This is a genomic window from Paracoccus alcaliphilus, assembly GCF_028553725.1.
Classification (GTDB): Bacteria; Pseudomonadota; Alphaproteobacteria; order Rhodobacterales; family Rhodobacteraceae; genus Paracoccus; species Paracoccus alcaliphilus.
Genome location: NZ_CP067124.1, coordinates 1,582,216 through 1,598,181, shown reverse-complemented (window position 1 = coordinate 1,598,181; position 15,966 = coordinate 1,582,216). Strand labels below are relative to the sequence as shown.

Annotated in this window: 16 protein-coding genes and 2 pseudogenes; 9 read left to right on the top strand and 9 right to left on the bottom strand. The window is 63.3% G+C overall.

Going from position 1 to position 15,966, the window contains the following annotated elements; all coding sequences use genetic code 11:
- Nucleotides 1–8 precede the first annotated feature (8 nt).
- The 7 genes from benD to JHW40_RS08080 all read right to left on the bottom strand — a co-directional run bounded on the left by benD (nucleotide 9) and on the right by JHW40_RS08080 (nucleotide 6,320).
- On the bottom strand, nucleotides 9–794 hold the full coding sequence (gene benD, locus JHW40_RS08110; protein ID WP_090617441.1) for a benzoate diol dehydrogenase BenD: 786 nt from the start codon (nucleotides 792–794) through the stop codon (nucleotides 9–11).
- A complete protein-coding gene (gene benC, locus JHW40_RS08105; RefSeq protein ID WP_090617439.1) occupies nucleotides 791–1,819 on the bottom strand; it encodes a benzoate 1,2-dioxygenase electron transfer component BenC in 1,029 nt (342 codons plus the stop codon). Before benC ends, benD begins: the two co-directional genes overlap by 4 nt.
- A 39-nt stretch (nucleotides 1,820–1,858) precedes the next feature.
- The gene (gene benB / locus JHW40_RS08100) at nucleotides 1,859–2,368 is read right to left on the bottom strand and encodes a benzoate 1,2-dioxygenase small subunit (protein WP_090617437.1); all 510 of its coding nucleotides are present in this window, start codon (nucleotides 2,366–2,368) and stop codon (nucleotides 1,859–1,861) included.
- Nucleotides 2,365–3,717, bottom strand: a complete 1,353-nt coding sequence (locus JHW40_RS08095) for a Rieske 2Fe-2S domain-containing protein (RefSeq protein WP_090617435.1) — start codon at nucleotides 3,715–3,717, stop codon at nucleotides 2,365–2,367. The genes benB and JHW40_RS08095 overlap by 4 nt, the downstream gene beginning before the upstream one ends.
- Before the next feature lie 111 nt (nucleotides 3,718–3,828).
- A complete protein-coding gene (gene catA, locus JHW40_RS08090) occupies nucleotides 3,829–4,767 on the bottom strand; it encodes a catechol 1,2-dioxygenase (RefSeq protein WP_090617432.1) in 939 nt (312 codons plus the stop codon).
- Nucleotides 4,768–4,836: 69 nt separating this feature from the next.
- Entirely contained in the window at nucleotides 4,837–5,127 is a 291-nt protein-coding gene (catC, locus tag JHW40_RS08085; RefSeq protein WP_090617430.1) for a muconolactone Delta-isomerase, read from the bottom strand.
- 2 nt (nucleotides 5,128–5,129) lie between these two features.
- Nucleotides 5,130–6,320, bottom strand: coding sequence for a muconate/chloromuconate family cycloisomerase (locus JHW40_RS08080; protein ID WP_090617428.1), 1,191 nt, complete (start codon nucleotides 6,318–6,320; stop codon nucleotides 5,130–5,132).
- Nucleotides 6,321–6,500: 180 nt separating this feature from the next.
- Between JHW40_RS08080 and JHW40_RS08075 the strand changes: the two genes are divergently transcribed.
- The 5 genes and pseudogenes from JHW40_RS08075 (at nucleotide 6,501) to JHW40_RS08055 (ending at nucleotide 10,047) form a co-directional block, all read left to right on the top strand.
- A complete protein-coding gene (locus tag JHW40_RS08075) occupies nucleotides 6,501–7,445 on the top strand; it encodes a LysR family transcriptional regulator (RefSeq protein ID WP_272849088.1) in 945 nt (314 codons plus the stop codon).
- Nucleotides 7,446–7,560: 115 nt separating this feature from the next.
- Nucleotides 7,561–7,956 (top strand): annotated as a pseudogene (locus tag JHW40_RS08070) (fumarylacetoacetate hydrolase family protein); the annotation flags it as partial.
- A gap of 47 nt (nucleotides 7,957–8,003) precedes the next feature.
- A complete protein-coding gene (locus tag JHW40_RS08065) occupies nucleotides 8,004–8,405 on the top strand; it encodes a carbohydrate kinase family protein (RefSeq protein WP_090617424.1) in 402 nt (133 codons plus the stop codon).
- Nucleotides 8,406–8,418: 13 nt separating this feature from the next.
- The gene (locus JHW40_RS08060) at nucleotides 8,419–9,315 is read left to right on the top strand and encodes a dihydrodipicolinate synthase family protein (protein WP_090617421.1); all 897 of its coding nucleotides are present in this window, start codon (nucleotides 8,419–8,421) and stop codon (nucleotides 9,313–9,315) included.
- A 312-nt stretch (nucleotides 9,316–9,627) separates the two neighbouring features.
- Nucleotides 9,628–10,047, top strand: a complete 420-nt coding sequence (locus JHW40_RS08055) for an L-lactate permease (protein WP_090617418.1) — start codon at nucleotides 9,628–9,630, stop codon at nucleotides 10,045–10,047.
- A 33-nt stretch (nucleotides 10,048–10,080) separates the two neighbouring features.
- Here JHW40_RS08055 and JHW40_RS08050 read toward each other — a convergent pair whose 3' ends face one another.
- A complete protein-coding gene (locus tag JHW40_RS08050) occupies nucleotides 10,081–10,683 on the bottom strand; it encodes a helix-turn-helix domain-containing protein (protein ID WP_090617416.1) in 603 nt (200 codons plus the stop codon).
- Nucleotides 10,684–10,782: 99 nt separating this feature from the next.
- On the opposite strand from JHW40_RS08050, the gene JHW40_RS08045 reads away from it, so the two are divergent.
- The 4 genes and pseudogenes from JHW40_RS08045 (at nucleotide 10,783) to JHW40_RS08030 (ending at nucleotide 14,364) form a co-directional block, all read left to right on the top strand.
- Nucleotides 10,783–11,913 carry a trans-sulfuration enzyme family protein gene (locus tag JHW40_RS08045; protein ID WP_090617414.1) on the top strand — a complete coding sequence of 377 codons (1,131 nt, stop codon included), beginning with the start codon at nucleotides 10,783–10,785 and terminating at the stop codon, nucleotides 11,911–11,913.
- Nucleotides 11,914–12,109: 196 nt separating this feature from the next.
- Nucleotides 12,110–12,760 (top strand): FMN-binding negative transcriptional regulator, encoded by a 651-nt coding sequence (locus tag JHW40_RS08040; RefSeq protein ID WP_090617413.1) that lies wholly within the window; start codon nucleotides 12,110–12,112, stop codon nucleotides 12,758–12,760.
- An 89-nt stretch (nucleotides 12,761–12,849) separates the two neighbouring features.
- Nucleotides 12,850–13,170, top strand: a pseudogene (locus JHW40_RS08035) (transketolase); the annotation flags it as partial.
- A 261-nt stretch (nucleotides 13,171–13,431) separates the two neighbouring features.
- On the top strand, nucleotides 13,432–14,364 hold the full coding sequence (locus tag JHW40_RS08030; RefSeq protein WP_026155396.1) for an IS5-like element ISPpa3 family transposase: 933 nt from the start codon (nucleotides 13,432–13,434) through the stop codon (nucleotides 14,362–14,364).
- Nucleotides 14,365–14,507: 143 nt separating this feature from the next.
- Here JHW40_RS08030 and flgK read toward each other — a convergent pair whose 3' ends face one another.
- Entirely contained in the window at nucleotides 14,508–15,953 is a 1,446-nt protein-coding gene (flgK, locus tag JHW40_RS08025; protein WP_090611641.1) for a flagellar hook-associated protein FlgK, read from the bottom strand.
- Between the last annotated feature and the right edge of the window lie 13 nt (nucleotides 15,954–15,966).

The following is a 15,966-nucleotide window of genomic DNA, read 5'->3' as shown; positions in this document are numbered from 1 at the left end:
AGGCCCGGTCAGCCCGTGTCGCCTCCCGCGACGGGCAGGACGGTGCCGGTGATGTAGGAGGCCTCGTCCGAGGCCAGAAACAGGATCGGCGCGGCCTGTTCCCCGATGGTGCCGTAGCGTTTCATGAAGGCCGATTGCGTCACCTGATCCACGACCTCGGCCATCCAGGCTTTCTCGGTGGCGCTGTCGCCTTCGGTATTGCGCGGAATACGGCGCGGTGGCGCTTCGGTTCCGCCGGGCGCGGTGGCGACCACGCGGATGTTCTGCGCGGCCAGTTCCATCGCCAGTGATTGGGTCAGCGCGTTGACGCCCCCCTTGGCCGCCGAATAGGGCACGCGGTGGATGCCGCGCGTCGCGTTCGAGGACACGTTGACGATGGTGCCGCCGCCGCGCGTCGTCAGATGTGGCAGAACGGCGCGGCAGCAATAGAGCGTCGGCATCAGCGACCGCCGGATCTCGGCGTCGATCTGGGTCGGTTCGAACTCGGCAAAGGGCCGCATGCGGATGGCGCCGCCGACATTGTTGATCAGGATGTCGATGCCGCCAAAGGTCTGCACGGCATGGCGCATCGCGGCGTCTGCGCCGTCCCAGCTTTCCAGATCGGCGGTAAAGGCGGCGGTATCGCCTTCGGCCTCAGCCGCCACCTCGGTCACGAAATCGGCCCGGTCTACGAACAGCACCTTGCCGCCCTCGGCCGCCGCGCGCAGGGCCACGGCGCGGCCGATGCCCTGCGCCGCCCCGGTCACCACCAGCACCTTGCCGGAAAAGCGACCCGCGAAAACCGCCCCGGTCATGCGATGGCCTTCAACGGCACGTTCGGCGTGAACTTCTCGTAATGGAAGCTGGCGGCCTGAATGCCCTGATCGTCCAGATAATGGCGCACGGCATCGACCATCGGCGGCGGGCCGCACAGGTAGACATCAAACCCGCCCGCCGACAGCATGTCCTCGGGCATGTGCTGCGTGACCCAGCCCTTGCGCGGATGGTCCGAGGCCTGATCCGCCACGACAGTCGCAAAAGTAAAGTTCGGCAGGCGGGCGGCATAGGCAGCGATCTCGTCGACCAGCACCAGATCCAGATCGCGCGTCACGCCATAGATCAGATGGATCTGGCGTTGCGAATCGGCGCGGGCCAGAACCTCCAGCATTGACAGGAATGGTGCCAGAGCGGTGCCGCCCGCCAGAAACAGCAGCGGGCCTTCGCCGTCGCGCAGATAGAAGCTGCCCATCGGCCCGGTCAGTTCCAGCCGGTCGCCCGGTTTCGCGCCCGCCAGCCAACCGCCCATCAGCCCGTCGGGGATCTTCTTGATCAGAAAGCCCAGTTGCCGTTCCCCCGGCGCGGTGCTGAAGGAATAGGACCGGTGATCGCCGCTGCCCGGCACGTCGATATTGACATATTGGCCGGGCAGGAAGGCGGGCGCGGCGTCGCCATCATCCACCGCCAGTTCCAGAACCACGGCCGCATCATGGTGCGGCTCGATCCGGGTCACGGTGGCGGCGAATGTCTGCTGGCCGGTCTTGCAGGACGCCGCCGTGACCGGCACCGACAGCACGCAGTCGGATGACGGCACCATCTGGCAGGTCAGGACGAGGCCCCCGGCGGCCTCATCCTCGGTCAGGGCGTCCTCGATGTAATCGTCGCCCATGTCATAGGCGCCGCTTTCCGCACGGCACTTGCAGGTGCCGCAGACCCCGTCCGAGCAATCCATCGGCAGGTTGATCTTGCCGCGGAACGCGGCATCGAGAACCTTTTCGCCCGCCTTGCAATCGACGAAGCGGGTCACCCCGTCCTCGAAATTCAGTGCGATCCTGTAGCACATGGTCGCTTCCTCCTTGCGGTTGTGCTGGGTCCGGCGGCCTCAGACGTGATAGACGTCGATGACCTGCCGGATGTAATCGTTCTTCAGGACGATCTTCTTGCTGGCGATCAGCAGAGCGTCATCCGTCCGGCGCAGGGTCACGAACATGGTTCCAAAAAACTGGTCGGTGACCTTGTAGCGGTGGTTCAGCGTGTGGAAGTTGTAACGGATATCCACCTCGGTCCCGCGATCCTCGACCACCTCGACATTGCTGACGGTGTGGCTGGTCCGCGGCTCGGGCGTGGATGCGCCCGAACGTTCGGTCTTGATGCGGAATACCCGGTCTTCCAGCCCCTCGCGGCTGGGATAGTAGATCAGCGAGATTTCCGACTGCGGGTCCTCGGTGATCTGGTCGTTGTCGTCCCAGGCGGGCATCCAATAGGTGACATCCGGGGCATAGCAGGTCAGCCATTCGTCCCATTGCCGGTCATCCAGCAGGCGTGCCTCGCGATAGAGAAAGGCACAGATGGCGGCGTAATCCAGACCAGTGGTGTTATGATCAAGGCTCATGCTGCTTCTCCCTTCTTTTCGGCGGCAAGCGCATCGCGCACCGACTTGGCCCAGAATTCGTGCTGGCAGACGAACAGACCCTCATCCTCGCTGCGTTCCCCCGACAGAAGCGGGTTCAGCCCCATGCGGCGGGCGTTGTCGTCCGGCCCTTCGATCCACAAGGGTGCGCCGCGCGACATGTCGTTCCACAGGGGCGCGGAATAAGCGGTCTGGCAGGCGCGGAACTCTTCCAGATCGTCCGAGGTGCCCATGCCGGATACGTTGAAGAAATCCTCGTATTGGCGGATGCGATGCGCGCGGTCCTCGGCGCTTTCACCCTTGGGGGCAAAGCAGAAAATGGTGACCTCGGTCCTGCCCACGTCCAGCGGGCGGATGACGCGGATCTGGGTGCTGAACTGGTCCATCAGGAACACGTTCGGATAGATGCCCAGATTGCGCGTCTGGTTGACGATGAAACCCGCCTTTTCCTCGCCCACGCGGGCGGCGATTTCCTCGCGTCGGTTCCAGACCGGACGCACCTCGGGGTTTTTCGTGTTGGTCCACAGCAGGATATGGCCGTTCTCGAAGCCATAGACGCCGGCGACCGACTTGCTCCAGCTGTTGGCGTCCACCGCCTTGGTGCCGGTCTCGCTGCGCCGCTCCATGGTCGTGGCATAGTTCCAGTGGACCGAACTGACGTGATAGCCGTCGCAGCCGTTCTCCATCTGCAACTTCCAGTTGCCGTCATAGATGTAGGAGGAGTTGCCGCGCAGCACCTCCAGCCCCTCGGGGGCCTGATCGACGATCTGGTCGATGATGACCTTGGTCTCACCCAGAAACTCCTCCAGCGGCGCCACATCGGCGTTCAGGCTGCCGAACAGGAAGCCGCGATAGGACTCGAACCGCGCCACGCGGGTCAGGTCGTGCGATCCGTCCTTGCCGAACTGGTCGGGATATTGCGTGGTTTTGGCATCCTTGACCTTCAGCAGCTTGCCGGTGTTCGAGAAGGTCCAGCCGTGAAACGGACAGGTGAAGCTGCCCTTGTTGCCCTGCTTGCGGCGGCACAGCATGGCGCCCTTGTGGGCGCAGGCGTTGATGACGGCGTTCAGCGTGCCGGTCTTGTCGCGGGTGATGACGATCGGCTGGCGGCCGATGAAGGTCGTGTAATAGTCGTTGTTTTCCGGGATCTGGCTTTCATGCGCCAGATAGACCCAGTTGCTTTCGAAGATGTGTTTCATTTCCAGCGCGAACAGATCCTCGTTGGTGAAGATGTCGCGGCGGCAGCGGAACAGTTCGGCCTCCTTGTCGTCCTGCACGGCGATTGCCAGCAGATGATCCAGATCACGGGCCTTTTCGATAATCGCGGACATAAGTCTCCTCCCCGGGGGATGCGCCTTTCGCGGGCAAGCCCCCTGCCAGATGTCGGTGATGAAAGGTTGGGGCCGGGCGGCGGCTTTCTCGGGGCCGCCCGGAGATGCAGATCAGGCGACGGCGCGGCGGCGCTGTTCGTTGACCTGATTGTCGATGCCATCGACCAGCGGGGTCAGATGGATGTCAAAGGCGATCTCGGCGAAGGGACCGTTGAGATTGTTGCCGTGGATGCTTGCCTCGTCGGTGCACTCGATAACCGAAGGCACCAGCCCTTCGCGGGTCGCATAGGCGAAGTCGTCGTTGATCAGCGGATCGCCTTCGATGTTGATCTGCGTGGTCAGCTTGCGGTGGTCGTCGGCGCTGACGAAGAAATGGATATGCGCCGGACGCTGGCCATGGCGGCCAAGCGCCGACAACAGCGCCTCGGTCGGGCTGCCGGGGGGCACGCCATAGCCACTGGGCAGGATGCTCTGGAATTTATAGCGGCCATTCTCGTCCGCGATGATGCTGCGGCGCATGTTGAACGGCGCCTGCTTGCCGGTCGGATCGAAATGCGAATAGAAGCCGCGGGTGTCGCAATGCCACACCTCGACCTTGGCACCGGGCAGCGGCTTGCCGTCCGATCCGTGAACCGTGCCGTGCATGATCAGCGTATGGCCGTCCGCATCGGTGCCATCATCCAGCCGCGCGAAGCTCACCGATTCCGGGGCCCCTGCCACATAGAGCGGGCCTTCGATGGTGCGCGGCGTCGGGTTGTCGATCCCCAGCGCATCGTCGATGGCATCCAGCCGCTCGTCGATGAAGTGATCGAAGCCCAGACCCGGCGAGATCAGCCCGGCCTGCCCTGCCGCGCCGATGTCATTCAGCCATGCGACGGCGGTCCAGTATTCGTCCGGCGTCACGTTCATCTCGTCGATGGTGCGGAACAGGTCCGAGACGATCCGGTGAATCAGCGCCTTGACGCGGGGGCTGCCGCTGTCGCTGTTCAGCCCGCTCAGCTCTTTCAGGAACGCCTGCGTATCGGGTCGGTCGAAAATCTTGACGGTCATTGTCTCTCCTCCTGGATTCACTTGGAAACTGGGTTGGGCCGGCCCCTCCGCCTGCCCGTGGGTGTTGGGTCAGCTGTCGTCTTCCCTGACAGCCGACGGATGGCGCAAAAGCGGCGTGACCTTGATGTCCATGAACGGGAACAAGGGCAGGCCCGACAGGATCTCGTGCAGCTCGGCATTGTCGCGCACATCGAAGATGCTGATATTTGCGTATTGCCCCGCGACCCGCCAGATATGGCGCCACTTGCCGCTGCGCTGAAGATCCTGCGAATAGGCCTTTTCGCGGGCGATGATCTCTGCCGCTTCCTCGGCTGGCAGATCGCGCGGGATCTTCACATCCATGAACACATGATAAAGCATTGTCACACCTTTCCGCCGGGCAGGCTGATTGTCTTGCGGATCCCGTCGCGGGCGAAGAAGGCCACGCGATCCTCGTCTAGCGTCACGCCAAGGCCGGGGCCATTGGGGACGGTCAGTTCGAATTCGCTGTAATCCAGCGGCTCGGTCTGGATTTCCTCGGTCAGCAGCAATGGGCCGAACAGCTCGGTTCCCCATTGCAGATTGGCGAAGGTGGAAAACGCATGGGCCGAAATCGCGGTCCCCACAGCGCCTTCCAGCATGGTGCCGCCGTAAAGCCCGATCCCGGCGGCATCAGCGATGGCCGCGACGCGCAGCGCGTTGAAGGCGCCGCCGCTTTGCTCCAGCTTGACGGCAAAGACATCTGCACCCTGCACGCGGGCAATCTCGAACGCGCTTTCGGGGCCGGTCAGCGATTCATCTGCCATCAGCGCCACAGGGAAACGCCGCACCAGCCGCATCAGGGCCGCGACCTGCGCCACAGGCTGTTCCACCAGTTCGCAGCCCGCATCCGCCAGCGCCGCCATGCCCCATGCGGCCTCGCCCTCGGACCAGGCCATGTTCACGTCCACCCGCACCGCGGCGCGGTCGCCAAGCGCGGCCTTGATCGCGGCCACATGGGCGATGTCGTCACGGATCCCGCGCGCGCCGATCTTCAGCTTGAAGACGCGGTGGCGGCGCAGATCCAGCATCTGTTCGGCCTCGGCGATGTCGCGTGCGGTGTCGCCCGAGGCCAGCGTCCAGGCCACCGGCAGCCGGTCGCGCCGACGCCCGCCCAGAAGCTCGCTGACCGGCAGACCGACCCGCTTGCCCTGCGCGTCCAGCAGCGCCGTTTCCACCGCCGATTTGGCAAAGCGGTTCTCGCGCACCATCTTGCCGATGCGCGCCATCAGCGCCTGCACCCGCGTTGCATCCTGACCGACCATTACCGGCGCAAACCAGCTGTCGATATTGGTCTTCATGCTTTCCGGGCTTTCGCCGCCATAGGCGAGGCCGCCGATGGTCGTGCCCTCGCCGATGCCCACGATCCCGTCGCTGCAATGGACGCGGACAAGCATCAGCACCTGCCCGTTCATCGTTGCGACCGACAGTTTGTGCGGCCGGATGGTCGGAAGATCGACGATCACGGTTTCCACCTTCGAGACGACAGGGCGGATATCGGTGACCGGGGCGAGAGGGGCGAATGACTGGTTCATGTCATAAATCTGCGTCGGGGCACCCTTGTCTGTCCAACACCGTTTCGGTTTACAAGAATACCCTGAGGGTATTATACCTGAGAAAAACCGACGCATCAGCCACTTGTTACGCCGCAGAATACCCAGAACAAACGTTGATTTTGGTCTTGCAAGCCGGGGATCAGGATGGATTTGCGACAGTTGCGCTATTTTACCGCCGTCGCGCGCGAGCGGAACTTTACCCGCGCGGCCGAGACCCTGAACATCGCCCAGCCACCCCTCAGCCGCCAGATACAGCTGCTGGAGGAAGAACTGGGCGTCACCCTGATCCTGCGCAAGACCCGCCCCATCAGGCTAACCGATGCGGGGCGGTTGTTCTATGAACAGGCGCTTCAGGTGCTGGGGCGCGTCGATCAGATGAAGGAGGCGACGCGCCGGGTCGGGTTGAACCGGAACCCGGTGCTGTCCATCGGTTTCGTGGCATCGACCCTTTACGGTGGCCTGCCGGTGCTGGTCCGGAAGCTGCGCCAGAATGTGCCCGACCTGGACATCCAGCTGCTTGAAATGCTGTCGATCCAGCAGATCCCCGCGCTGAAGGAGGGGCGGATCGACGTCGGCTTTGGCCGCCTCAGGCACAGCGATCCGAATGTCGTCAGCACCGTCCTGCGCGAGGAACGGCTTGTGGCCGCCCTGCCTCTGGACACGCCTCTGGCGCGTGATTCCGCACCGCTGCCGCTGGCGGCGCTGGCCGGACAGAAGCTGATCGTCTATCCCAAGGAGCCTCGCCCCAGCTATGCCGACCATGTCCTGAGCCTGCTGCAAGACGAAAACGTGCGCCCCTCTGATGTGCTGGATGTGCGCGAAATCCAGACGGCGCTGGGGCTGGTCGCGGCGGATTCGGGCATCTGCATCATCCCTTCATCGGCCCGGCAGATGCGTTCAGACGTCAGATATCGAGTGATCGACAGCCCGCGGGCGATCTCGCCGGTCATCCTCAATCACCGCGCAGGCGACGCTTCGCGCTATCTTGCTCTGGTCAAGCAACTGATCCGCGACATGTATGCCGAAAACCCGGCTTGGCTCGAGGCCAACAACCTCCGCGCCCCCATTGGCGGGCAACAAGACCCGGACCCACCGGAAAGATGATCGGTCTTGACATCTCCGCCGAATCGTAACATATGTTGTTACATGAAACGAGGAACGTGACCACCAACGTCACCACGGCGGCGAAAGCGTCAAGGGCCGGGGACATGATGGTTTTGCGCGGTTGGGTCCGTGGATAGTGACCGCCGACGAAATCCCTGATCCGCAAGACATCGGTCTGTGGCTTGAGATCGACGGCATACGCATCCAGCAGGCATCGACCTCCGACATGCTCTGGCCGGTCGCGGAACTGATCGCGCATATCTCGGACTATATGGCACTGGAACCGGGAGATGTGATCCAGACCGGAACCCCCGCCGGGATCGGTGTCGCGCAGAGCCCCCCTTGCTATTTGCACGAAGGCAATAAGGTCAGTTTGGGCGGGGCCGGGCTTGGCGAGCAGAGATGGAGGGTGGTGCGGGCATCGTCACCCGGCACAGAGGAAAGATGTGCGAGAAGCCGACGAACCCATAGCCAAAAGATTGAAACGATCCGGATCGGCAAAACCAGATAGCAACCGCGAGCACTCGAACTCGGGATGCAGCAATTCTCGGAAGCGCAATGAACCTAGGTACCTATGCCCGTCGTCACAGTCGCGTCGCGATCGAGATGGCCGACGGCAATCCCGAAGAGCATGTCGCGGCGATCCGCGGCATCGGCCCGGAGATCGACGCAGCAGTGACGGGCTGCTTGCTGGAGGACACCGCCCTCGGCCATGGGGAAACCATCGCCTGCGCTGCCGGAGAAATCACCCGCACGACGGTCGAACGCCTGCCCATTCGACCCTGCGGCACCGGCGATCTGTTCACCGGCCTGCTGGCGGCCCGTCTGGCGGCGGGTGTTCCGCTGGCAAAGGCCGCAGCCCGGGCCACCGCAGAAATCCATGCCGTTCTCACACGCACCGAAGCCGCTGGTACCGAGGAAATGCGGCTTGCCGGCTTCCCCTTCACCTCGCCCCCCTGACATGAGCCAGATCATGTCCCCGCTCAAAGGGCTTTCCGCCTTTCCGATCACTCCAGCCGATGCCGCGGGCCGCGTCGATACCGTGGCGCAGCGCCGGCTGATCGACCGGCTCACGGCGGCGGGGGTCGACTCCATCGGCCTTCTGGGCAGCACCGGCATCTACATGTATCTGACCCGCGAGGAGCGGCGTCGGGCAATGGAGGCCGCCCAGGAACAATGCGGCAAGACCCCGTTGGTGGTCGGCGTCGGCGCCCTGCGCACCGGTGATGCGGCCCGCCTCGCGCAGGATGCCAAGGCCATGGGAGCCGCGGTCGGCCTGCTCTCTCCGGTGTCCTATGCGCCTCTGAGCCAGGACGAGGTGTTCGAGCATTTCTCGGCGGTGGCGCGGGAAAGCGGGCTGCCGATCTGCATCTATGACAATCCCGGCACCACGCATTTCACGTTCATGCCCGAGCTGGTGTCTCGCCTGTCGCGCGTACCGGGGATCGTCGGCATCAAGAATCCGCCGCCCGAGGGCGAGATGGTCCGGCATTTGCGGGATCAGCGGTCGGGAACGGCGGATGGCTTTTCCATCGGCTACAGCGACGACTGGTGTTGCCCCACGGCCCTGATGGTCGGCGCCGACTGCTGGTATGGTGTGCTGGGTGGAACCCTCCCGAAGGTCTGTCTGGCCATCACCCGAGCCGCCCAAGCGGAAGACCTCGTGGAGGCGCAGAGGCTCGATACCGCGCTTGCGCCGGTCTGGGGCCTGTTCCGCAAATATACCAGCCAGCGCACGGTCTACGAGATCATCCGGCAGCTCGGGCTTTCCGACGCGGAACCGCCGCGCCCCATCCTGCCTGTCTGCGAAGCGGGGAAACAGGACATAGCGGCCGTGCTGCGCGGTCTCCCGGCCGGCATGGCGAAGTAAGCCAGGCTTCCGACCGGTCCCGCGCCCGGATCGGTCAGCGCCATGAAGCGGATGTCAGGACAGGGCTTTTCCATCTCGCCGGTCCCCTTTCGATAATCGACGGCAAGAATGGAAAGACCTTGCAATACCTGATCTGGACCCTGCCTGCGCTTGCCGTCATCGGAGTCATCGCCACCGGCAAGGCGGGAACACTGGCAGCCTCGATCATCGGCCTCGGACTGGCGCTGATCGTGGCTCTGCGCACGGTACCCCACACCCGGGCATTGGGACCCGAGATCCGCACCGCCTGGAAAACCCGGAAAGCTCGCCGTCTTGTCCATCATCATCTTCTCGATGATGGCCGAACTCCTGTCCGGCTCGGGCATCGCGAATGGCCTGGCTGTCGGGATCTTCGCAGCCATGGGGGACTGGGCCATCCTTCTGACACCGCAGCTCTCGGCCGTATTCGGCGCGCTGGCGAACAGCGGAAACGCGGCGAACGGCTTGTTCATGGCCTCCCAGGTCAGCCTGGCGGTCGAGGCGGGGTTCAGCGTCCCCGCGGTCATCGCCCTGCAACATGCTGCGGCGCTCTCGCTGAACATGGTCGGGCCGGTCCGCATGTCGATCGTCTGCGGACTGGCCGGAACACCCGGACGCGAGCGCGAGATGTATCGCGTGATGCTGCCCTTCGCCATGGTGGTGGTCGGCGTCCTGTTCGCAGCGGCAATTCTCATCATTTCCGGCGTGATCTGACCCGATTCAACAACTATGCGGTCGAGGGCGGTTTCAGCCCAAAGCTGCCCCACGCTCCAAGACGGACATGTTAAAGACGGCAGGCTGGTCCGCCGCGGCGGCGTAGGAATGGGCCTGATCCGTGACGAGCCGCGCGCTTTCTCCCGCGGCGAGGACCAGCGTCTCGCTGCCGACGGTGATCTGAAGGCGGCCTTCCACGACAGTAATCAGCTCGCGCGTATCCGGGCTGTGCGCATCCGAATGAAACACGTCGCCCGGCATCAGCCTCCACGACCACAACTCGAACATGGTGCGGCCCGAGGTAGAGGCGTGCAGCCGCGCAAAGCTGCCGCCGGCGCTCTCCCAAAGGGTCTTGGAAGCCGTCCGCTCGATCGGGCTGTCCGAGACGCCAGTGGGCGGATCACCCAGCAGGTCGGTGACCGAGAGCGAGAAGGCCGCAGCCAGCCGGCACAGGATGCCGATGCTCGGGTTGGCCTTGCCCTGTTCGAGGGCGACCACGGTGCCCTTCGACAACCCGCTGCGCCGGGCCAGGCCGTCTAGGCTCAGCTTCTGCCTCTGCCGGATGTCCCGGATATGCGAGGCCAGCGTCAGGCCCAGTTCCCGCTCGGCATCGGCAAGGAGTGTCGTGTCGGTCATTATATTGACTTTATCGCTGGTCCGGATATGGTCACTATAATGACCGGCGCAACAGGCTGCAATCCTTCGGCGCCAACCCCCACGGCATCGAGCTTACCAATGCGTCTTCAGACCAAAGCGATCCATATCGGGCGCGGCGTCGATCCTTCGACCGGAGCCGTCTCGATCCCCCTTCACACCAGCACGACCTTCGAGCGTGGGGCCGACGGCGCCTTCCCGTCGGGGTTCGAGTACACCCGCGACGCCAACCCGACGCGCAACGCCTTCGAGGCCGCGATGGCTGCCCTTGAAGGCGGGCATCAGGCCATCGCTTTTTCCTCCGGCATGGCGGCGATCTCGGCGGTGATCGAGGGGCATCCCTCAAGGGGCCGTATCGTCGTGCCGGATGACATGTATTTCGGTATCCGCTCGCTGATGGACGAGACCGACATTGGGCGCCGCTTCGACTTCGTGCCGGTCGACATGCGCGATCTGGATGCGCTGCACACCGCGGTGACCGGGGCGGATACGGGCCTGGTCTGGATCGAAACCCCCTCCAACCCGTTGATCCGGGTTGTCGATATTGCCGCCGCCTGCCAGATCGCCAATGAGGCCGGGGCGCTGGCCGTGGTCGACAATACCTGGGCGACGCCGGTGCTCCAGCGCCCGCTGGAATTCGGCGCGGATGCGGTCATGCACTCGGCCACGAAATACATCGGCGGCCATTCCGACCTGATGGCGGGTGTCGTCGTCACTCCCGAAGGCTCGCCGCTGGAGCGGCCGCTGCGGATGATCCAGCGGCACAAGGGCAGCGTGGCGGCCCCGTTCGACTGCTGGTTGGCGTTGCGCGGGCTGCAAACCCTGCCGCTGCGGATGGAGGCCCATTGCGAGGGCGCGCGCAAGGTGGCTGATGCCCTGAACGCGCATCGGCATGTGAAACAGGTGCTGTTCCCCGGCCTGCCGGATGATCCCGGTCATGCGCTTGCCACCCGCCAGATGAGCGGTTACGGTGCCATGCTCTCCTTCATCGTCGCGGGCGGGGCCGAGGCGGCGATGGCCGTCGCCGGCCGGCTGCGCCTGATCGTCCGGGCCACCAGCCTCGGCGGGGCGCATTCCCTGATCGAGCATCGCGCCTCGGTGGAGGGGCCGAAGTCGATGGCGCCGGCGGGGCTGCTGCGCGTATCGGTCGGACTGGAGCATCCTCAGGACATCATCGACGACCTGACCCAGGCTCTGGACGGACTGGCGTAAAACCATGTCCGGCCCCCGACCGCTTCACCAGTCGACGGGAGCTGGAAAGTGCAGCCAACTGGAATGGGTGTTTTCCGCGCAACTGGTTCTTTCTGCCACGCCAGTATTCGGGCAATCTTTCGGCAGAACGAGCGGCCGCCGCAGGCAATCCCCGGGGGCGGCCTGTCCCTACCACGCCTATCCGCCAGGTGAGATCATGTATGTTCCTCCCCATTTCGATGAATCCCGCCCCGAGGTTCTGTTCAATCTGATCGAGAAAAACCCACTCGGCATCCTGTTCTCGAACGGGAAAAGCGGCCTCGACGCGAACCACATTCCTTTCCACCTGGCCCGCGGTCAGGGCGAACACGGCACGCTGGCCTGCCACGTCGCCCGCAACAATCCGCTCTGGCAGGATTTGAGCGACGGAGACGAGGTGCTCGTCGTCTTCCGCGCCGCGGACGCCTATATCTCCCCACAGTGGTATCCCAGCAAGCACCAGTTCCATAAGCAGGTGCCGAGCTGGAACTACCTTGTCGCCCATGCCTATGGCCGGGTGACGATCCGGGATGACGAGCCTTTCGTGCGCCGCAACGTCGCCCTGCTGACCAGGACTCATGAGGCATCGCAGCCGGTCCCGTGGAAGATGGGCGATGCGCCGCGCGACTATACCGAAATGATGCTGAAAGCCATCGTCGGGATCGAGATCGGGATCATCCGCCTCGTGGGCAAGGCCAAGCTCAGCCAGAACAAGGAGGTCCGGGACATCGAGGGCGCCGGTCATGCCCTGAACGACCTGGGGAGCAGAACCATCGGCGAGGCCATGCTTGCGGCGGGCCGCGCCAAGACCGGCGCGGAAGACTGCTGAGCCGGAAAGACCGAAAGAGGAGAGGAACTGCCGTGACCGACGCCCACCTGAAGACCATCGAGCAGCGCCTGCTGTGGCTCTCGCACTGGATGATCCACAACGCCAATCATGTCCGACCCAAATTGGACGGCATCAAGATCGGCGGGCACCAGGCGTTTTCGGCCTCGATGGTCTCGATCCTGACCGCGCTCTACTTCTCGGCGCTGCGGCCCGAGGACCGGGTGGCGGTCAAGCCGCACACCTCGCCGGTGTTCCATGCCATCCAGTATCTGATGGGCAATCTTGACCGGGAGCGGATGGAGAATTTTCGCGGTTATGGCGGGGTGCAATCCTACCCGTCGCGGACCAAGGACGTGGACGATGTGGACTTCTCCACCGGCTCGGTCGGTCTTGGCGTCGCGATCACCTCCGTCAAGGTTCCCCGCACCGACAAGCGGGTGTCGCGCATGAACCCGGAATCCGAATGGGTGATCTCCAGCGCATAGTCGCGCACGATGTCGCGCAAGGCATCGGCATTTGATCATGAATCGAGGAACCATCACGGACATGCCTGCACCTAAATCATTTCTGTTTTAACCTGCGACATATCCTGCGGCCTTGAAGTGGCGTTGTTGCAGAACTCCGTTTTCTGAGGGATTCACACTGCGAATCCAGTGGGCTAAGGGGCGAGTATGAGCAAGCCTGAGCCCACCCGCTACCGCACGATGAACTGGAAGTCCTACAACGATGCCTTGAAGCGGCGCGGGTCCCTTCTGATCTGGCTGGACAAGGACATGGTTTGGCGCGCACCCAAATCCGGATGCAATGGTCGGCCGCCGGTCTTCTCTGATGCCGCGATCCAGTTCTGCTTGATGGTGAAGGTTCTGTTCGGCCTGCCTCTCCGGCAAACGACAGGGATGGTGGCGAGCATCCTTTCGATGGCCGGGCTCGACTGGCGGGTGCCCGATTTCTCGACCCTGAGCCGCAGGCAGAAGCGCATCACGGTTCAGATCACGAGCCGCCGTGCGCCGGGGCCGCTGAACCTGCTGGTGGACAGCACCGGGATCAAGTTTCTTGGTGATGGGGAATGGCTTGCCCGCAAGCATGGCCCGCATCGCCGACGCCAATATCGTAAGGTTCATCTGGCGATGGACACGGCTACAGGTGACATCCGCGCCGTCGAATTCACCTCAAGCCGTGAAGGCGACAGCCCTGTTCTGCCCGACCTGCTCAACCAGATCCCAGAGGATGAACAGATCGGCACCGTCACCGGCGACGGTGCCTTTGACACCCGACGCTGCCACACCGCGATCCTGGATCGAGGCGGCACCGCTATCATCCCGATCCGGAGGAATGGCCGTCTCTGGAAGGAGGATTGCCCCGCAGCCAGGGCGCGCAACGAGATCCTCCGGGCAACCCAGCGCTTGGGCAGGGCCATATGGAAGCGCTGGTCAGGTTATCACGTCCGAAGCAGGATCGAGGCAAGGATGCGCTGCCTCAAGGCCTTCGGTGAACGCATCTCATCACGAGACCCGGACCGCCAGACCGCCGAAATCCATATCCGCATCGCCCTCATGAACCGCTTCAATGCCCTCGGATCCGCCGAGATCAAACGCGTGGCATGAACTCAACGCGGAAAGGGAAAACTGCGCTCACACACTGACTTCTGCAACAACGCCCAGAACATCGAGCGTTTTCTTCATACTGCGCACCGATGATTGCAATGCGTATGACCGTGCCTGATCACCTATAGAAAAAACAGACATTGTTACAACCTCAGGATGCTTTGCATCATTTCATCAATGGCTTGGATTACACGTGCATTGGCGGCATAGGCTTGCTCGTACTGCAACAGGCGCTGCATCTCGAAATCGCTATCAACCCCCTGAGACAGGAAGGTTGATGTTATCCGTTCGTGGCGCGCATTCTGAATTGCAGTATCTGCCTCGGACGCGACTCGGCGTGATACCGTCATTGCTTCTAACTGGGAAAAGCGCGCAGCAAGGGTCGTATTTCCGTTGAAAGCCCCGCTGTTTGGAGGTGCGAGCACGGCCGTGAGAGAGTTGCTGAGACGGAGCAGTTGAGCACTGTCCGCGATAGGACCGGGGTTGTCGGCACCTATCCCCGCACGGAGTCGCCACAGCGCATCCTGCACGGTCTCGTTTATGGTGATGCGCCCCGACAGCCCGGTCAACGTGGCCAATGACGCGGAACCGCCTGCATCGGTAAACAATCCCGGCTCACCTGGATCTAGCGTCGGATCGGTGGTGCTCAACGCAAATCGATCGTGCAGCTCAAGCGCAATAGTGTCGATCTCGACCTGCATCTGCGGGGCAAACTCGTCTCGTACAGCAAAACTGGCCGCGAGAGAGCCGCCGACGAACAGGCCCATACCACCAGCGGTCAGTTCTCTTCCGTCCTGCTGAAGGATGCCGACGGGCGGCGTCCCGACGCTCATCTCCGGAGTCAGGGAGCCGGAGGGCTGAAATGTCAGATGATTGGGCTGGCTGCCGTCAAGAAGAACCGCGCCTTCGGTCGTAAACAAGGCAACGTGACCATTGTCCCTGACAACCTCCTGAACCGGGACGATCCGCGCGATCTGATCAATGACCTGCTGGCGCTGATCCATCAGCGAAGATGGATCAGCGCCTTTGGCGGAAATCGTCGCAATGCGCCGGTTCAAGTCCGCAACCCGGTCAAGGCTGCCATTCAGGACCTCAACATCGGCAGCTATGGCATTGTCAGCTGCGGTTCGGGCCGCCTGTATCGTGTTACTGATCTCATTCAACTTGTCCGCCAGTTTCTCCGCTGCCGAAACAGCGATTTGCAAACGCACCTCGTCTTCTGGGCGGGTACTGGCGGAAACCAGCGCAGATTGCAGGTCGGTCAGCTTGCTGGCGAGGCTGTCGGCATTCCCCGGCACACCCACAACCGCTTCCATTTCAGCAGCAAAGCCCGAATGGATCGCCGCATTGGATCGGGCGGCTTCGGTCAGGCGGGTTTCGCCCAGTATCCCGGCATCGACGATGCGCATGATGCCGTTGACCCGAACGCCGCCGCTATTTGCCCCGAACCCCAGAGGGGACAGGGCGACATCACGCCTTGCATAGCCGGGAGTGGCAAGATTGGCGAGGTTGGCGGCAACCGTTTCGGTCCCTCGCGAAACAGCGGCCAGACCGGACACTGCGTTTGAAAGGGCTCTTGCGATACTCATCCATGCATCCTCT

Coding starts and splice junctions, on each gene's coding strand:
- benD (WP_090617441.1), bottom strand. CDS start 794: ATGACCGGGGCGGTTTTCGCGGGTCGCTTTTCCGGCAAGGTGCTGGTG.
- catC (WP_090617430.1), bottom strand. CDS start 5,127: ATGCTTTATCATGTGTTCATGGATGTGAAGATCCCGCGCGATCTGCCA.
- JHW40_RS08040 (WP_090617413.1), top strand. CDS start 12,110: ATGTATGTTCCTCCCCATTTCGATGAATCCCGCCCCGAGGTTCTGTTC.
- JHW40_RS08050 (WP_090617416.1), bottom strand. CDS start 10,683: ATGACCGACACGACACTCCTTGCCGATGCCGAGCGGGAACTGGGCCTG.
- JHW40_RS08080 (WP_090617428.1), bottom strand. CDS start 6,320: ATGAACCAGTCATTCGCCCCTCTCGCCCCGGTCACCGATATCCGCCCT.
- flgK (WP_090611641.1), bottom strand. CDS start 15,953: ATGAGTATCGCAAGAGCCCTTTCAAACGCAGTGTCCGGTCTGGCCGCT.
- catA (WP_090617432.1), bottom strand. CDS start 4,767: ATGACCGTCAAGATTTTCGACCGACCCGATACGCAGGCGTTCCTGAAA.
- JHW40_RS08065 (WP_090617424.1), top strand. CDS start 8,004: ATGAACCTAGGTACCTATGCCCGTCGTCACAGTCGCGTCGCGATCGAG.
- benC (WP_090617439.1), bottom strand. CDS start 1,819: ATGTGCTACAGGATCGCACTGAATTTCGAGGACGGGGTGACCCGCTTC.
- JHW40_RS08030 (WP_026155396.1), top strand. CDS start 13,432: ATGAGCAAGCCTGAGCCCACCCGCTACCGCACGATGAACTGGAAGTCC.
- benB (WP_090617437.1), bottom strand. CDS start 2,368: ATGAGCCTTGATCATAACACCACTGGTCTGGATTACGCCGCCATCTGT.
- JHW40_RS08045 (WP_090617414.1), top strand. CDS start 10,783: ATGCGTCTTCAGACCAAAGCGATCCATATCGGGCGCGGCGTCGATCCT.
- JHW40_RS08095 (WP_090617435.1), bottom strand. CDS start 3,717: ATGTCCGCGATTATCGAAAAGGCCCGTGATCTGGATCATCTGCTGGCA.
- JHW40_RS08060 (WP_090617421.1), top strand. CDS start 8,419: ATGTCCCCGCTCAAAGGGCTTTCCGCCTTTCCGATCACTCCAGCCGAT.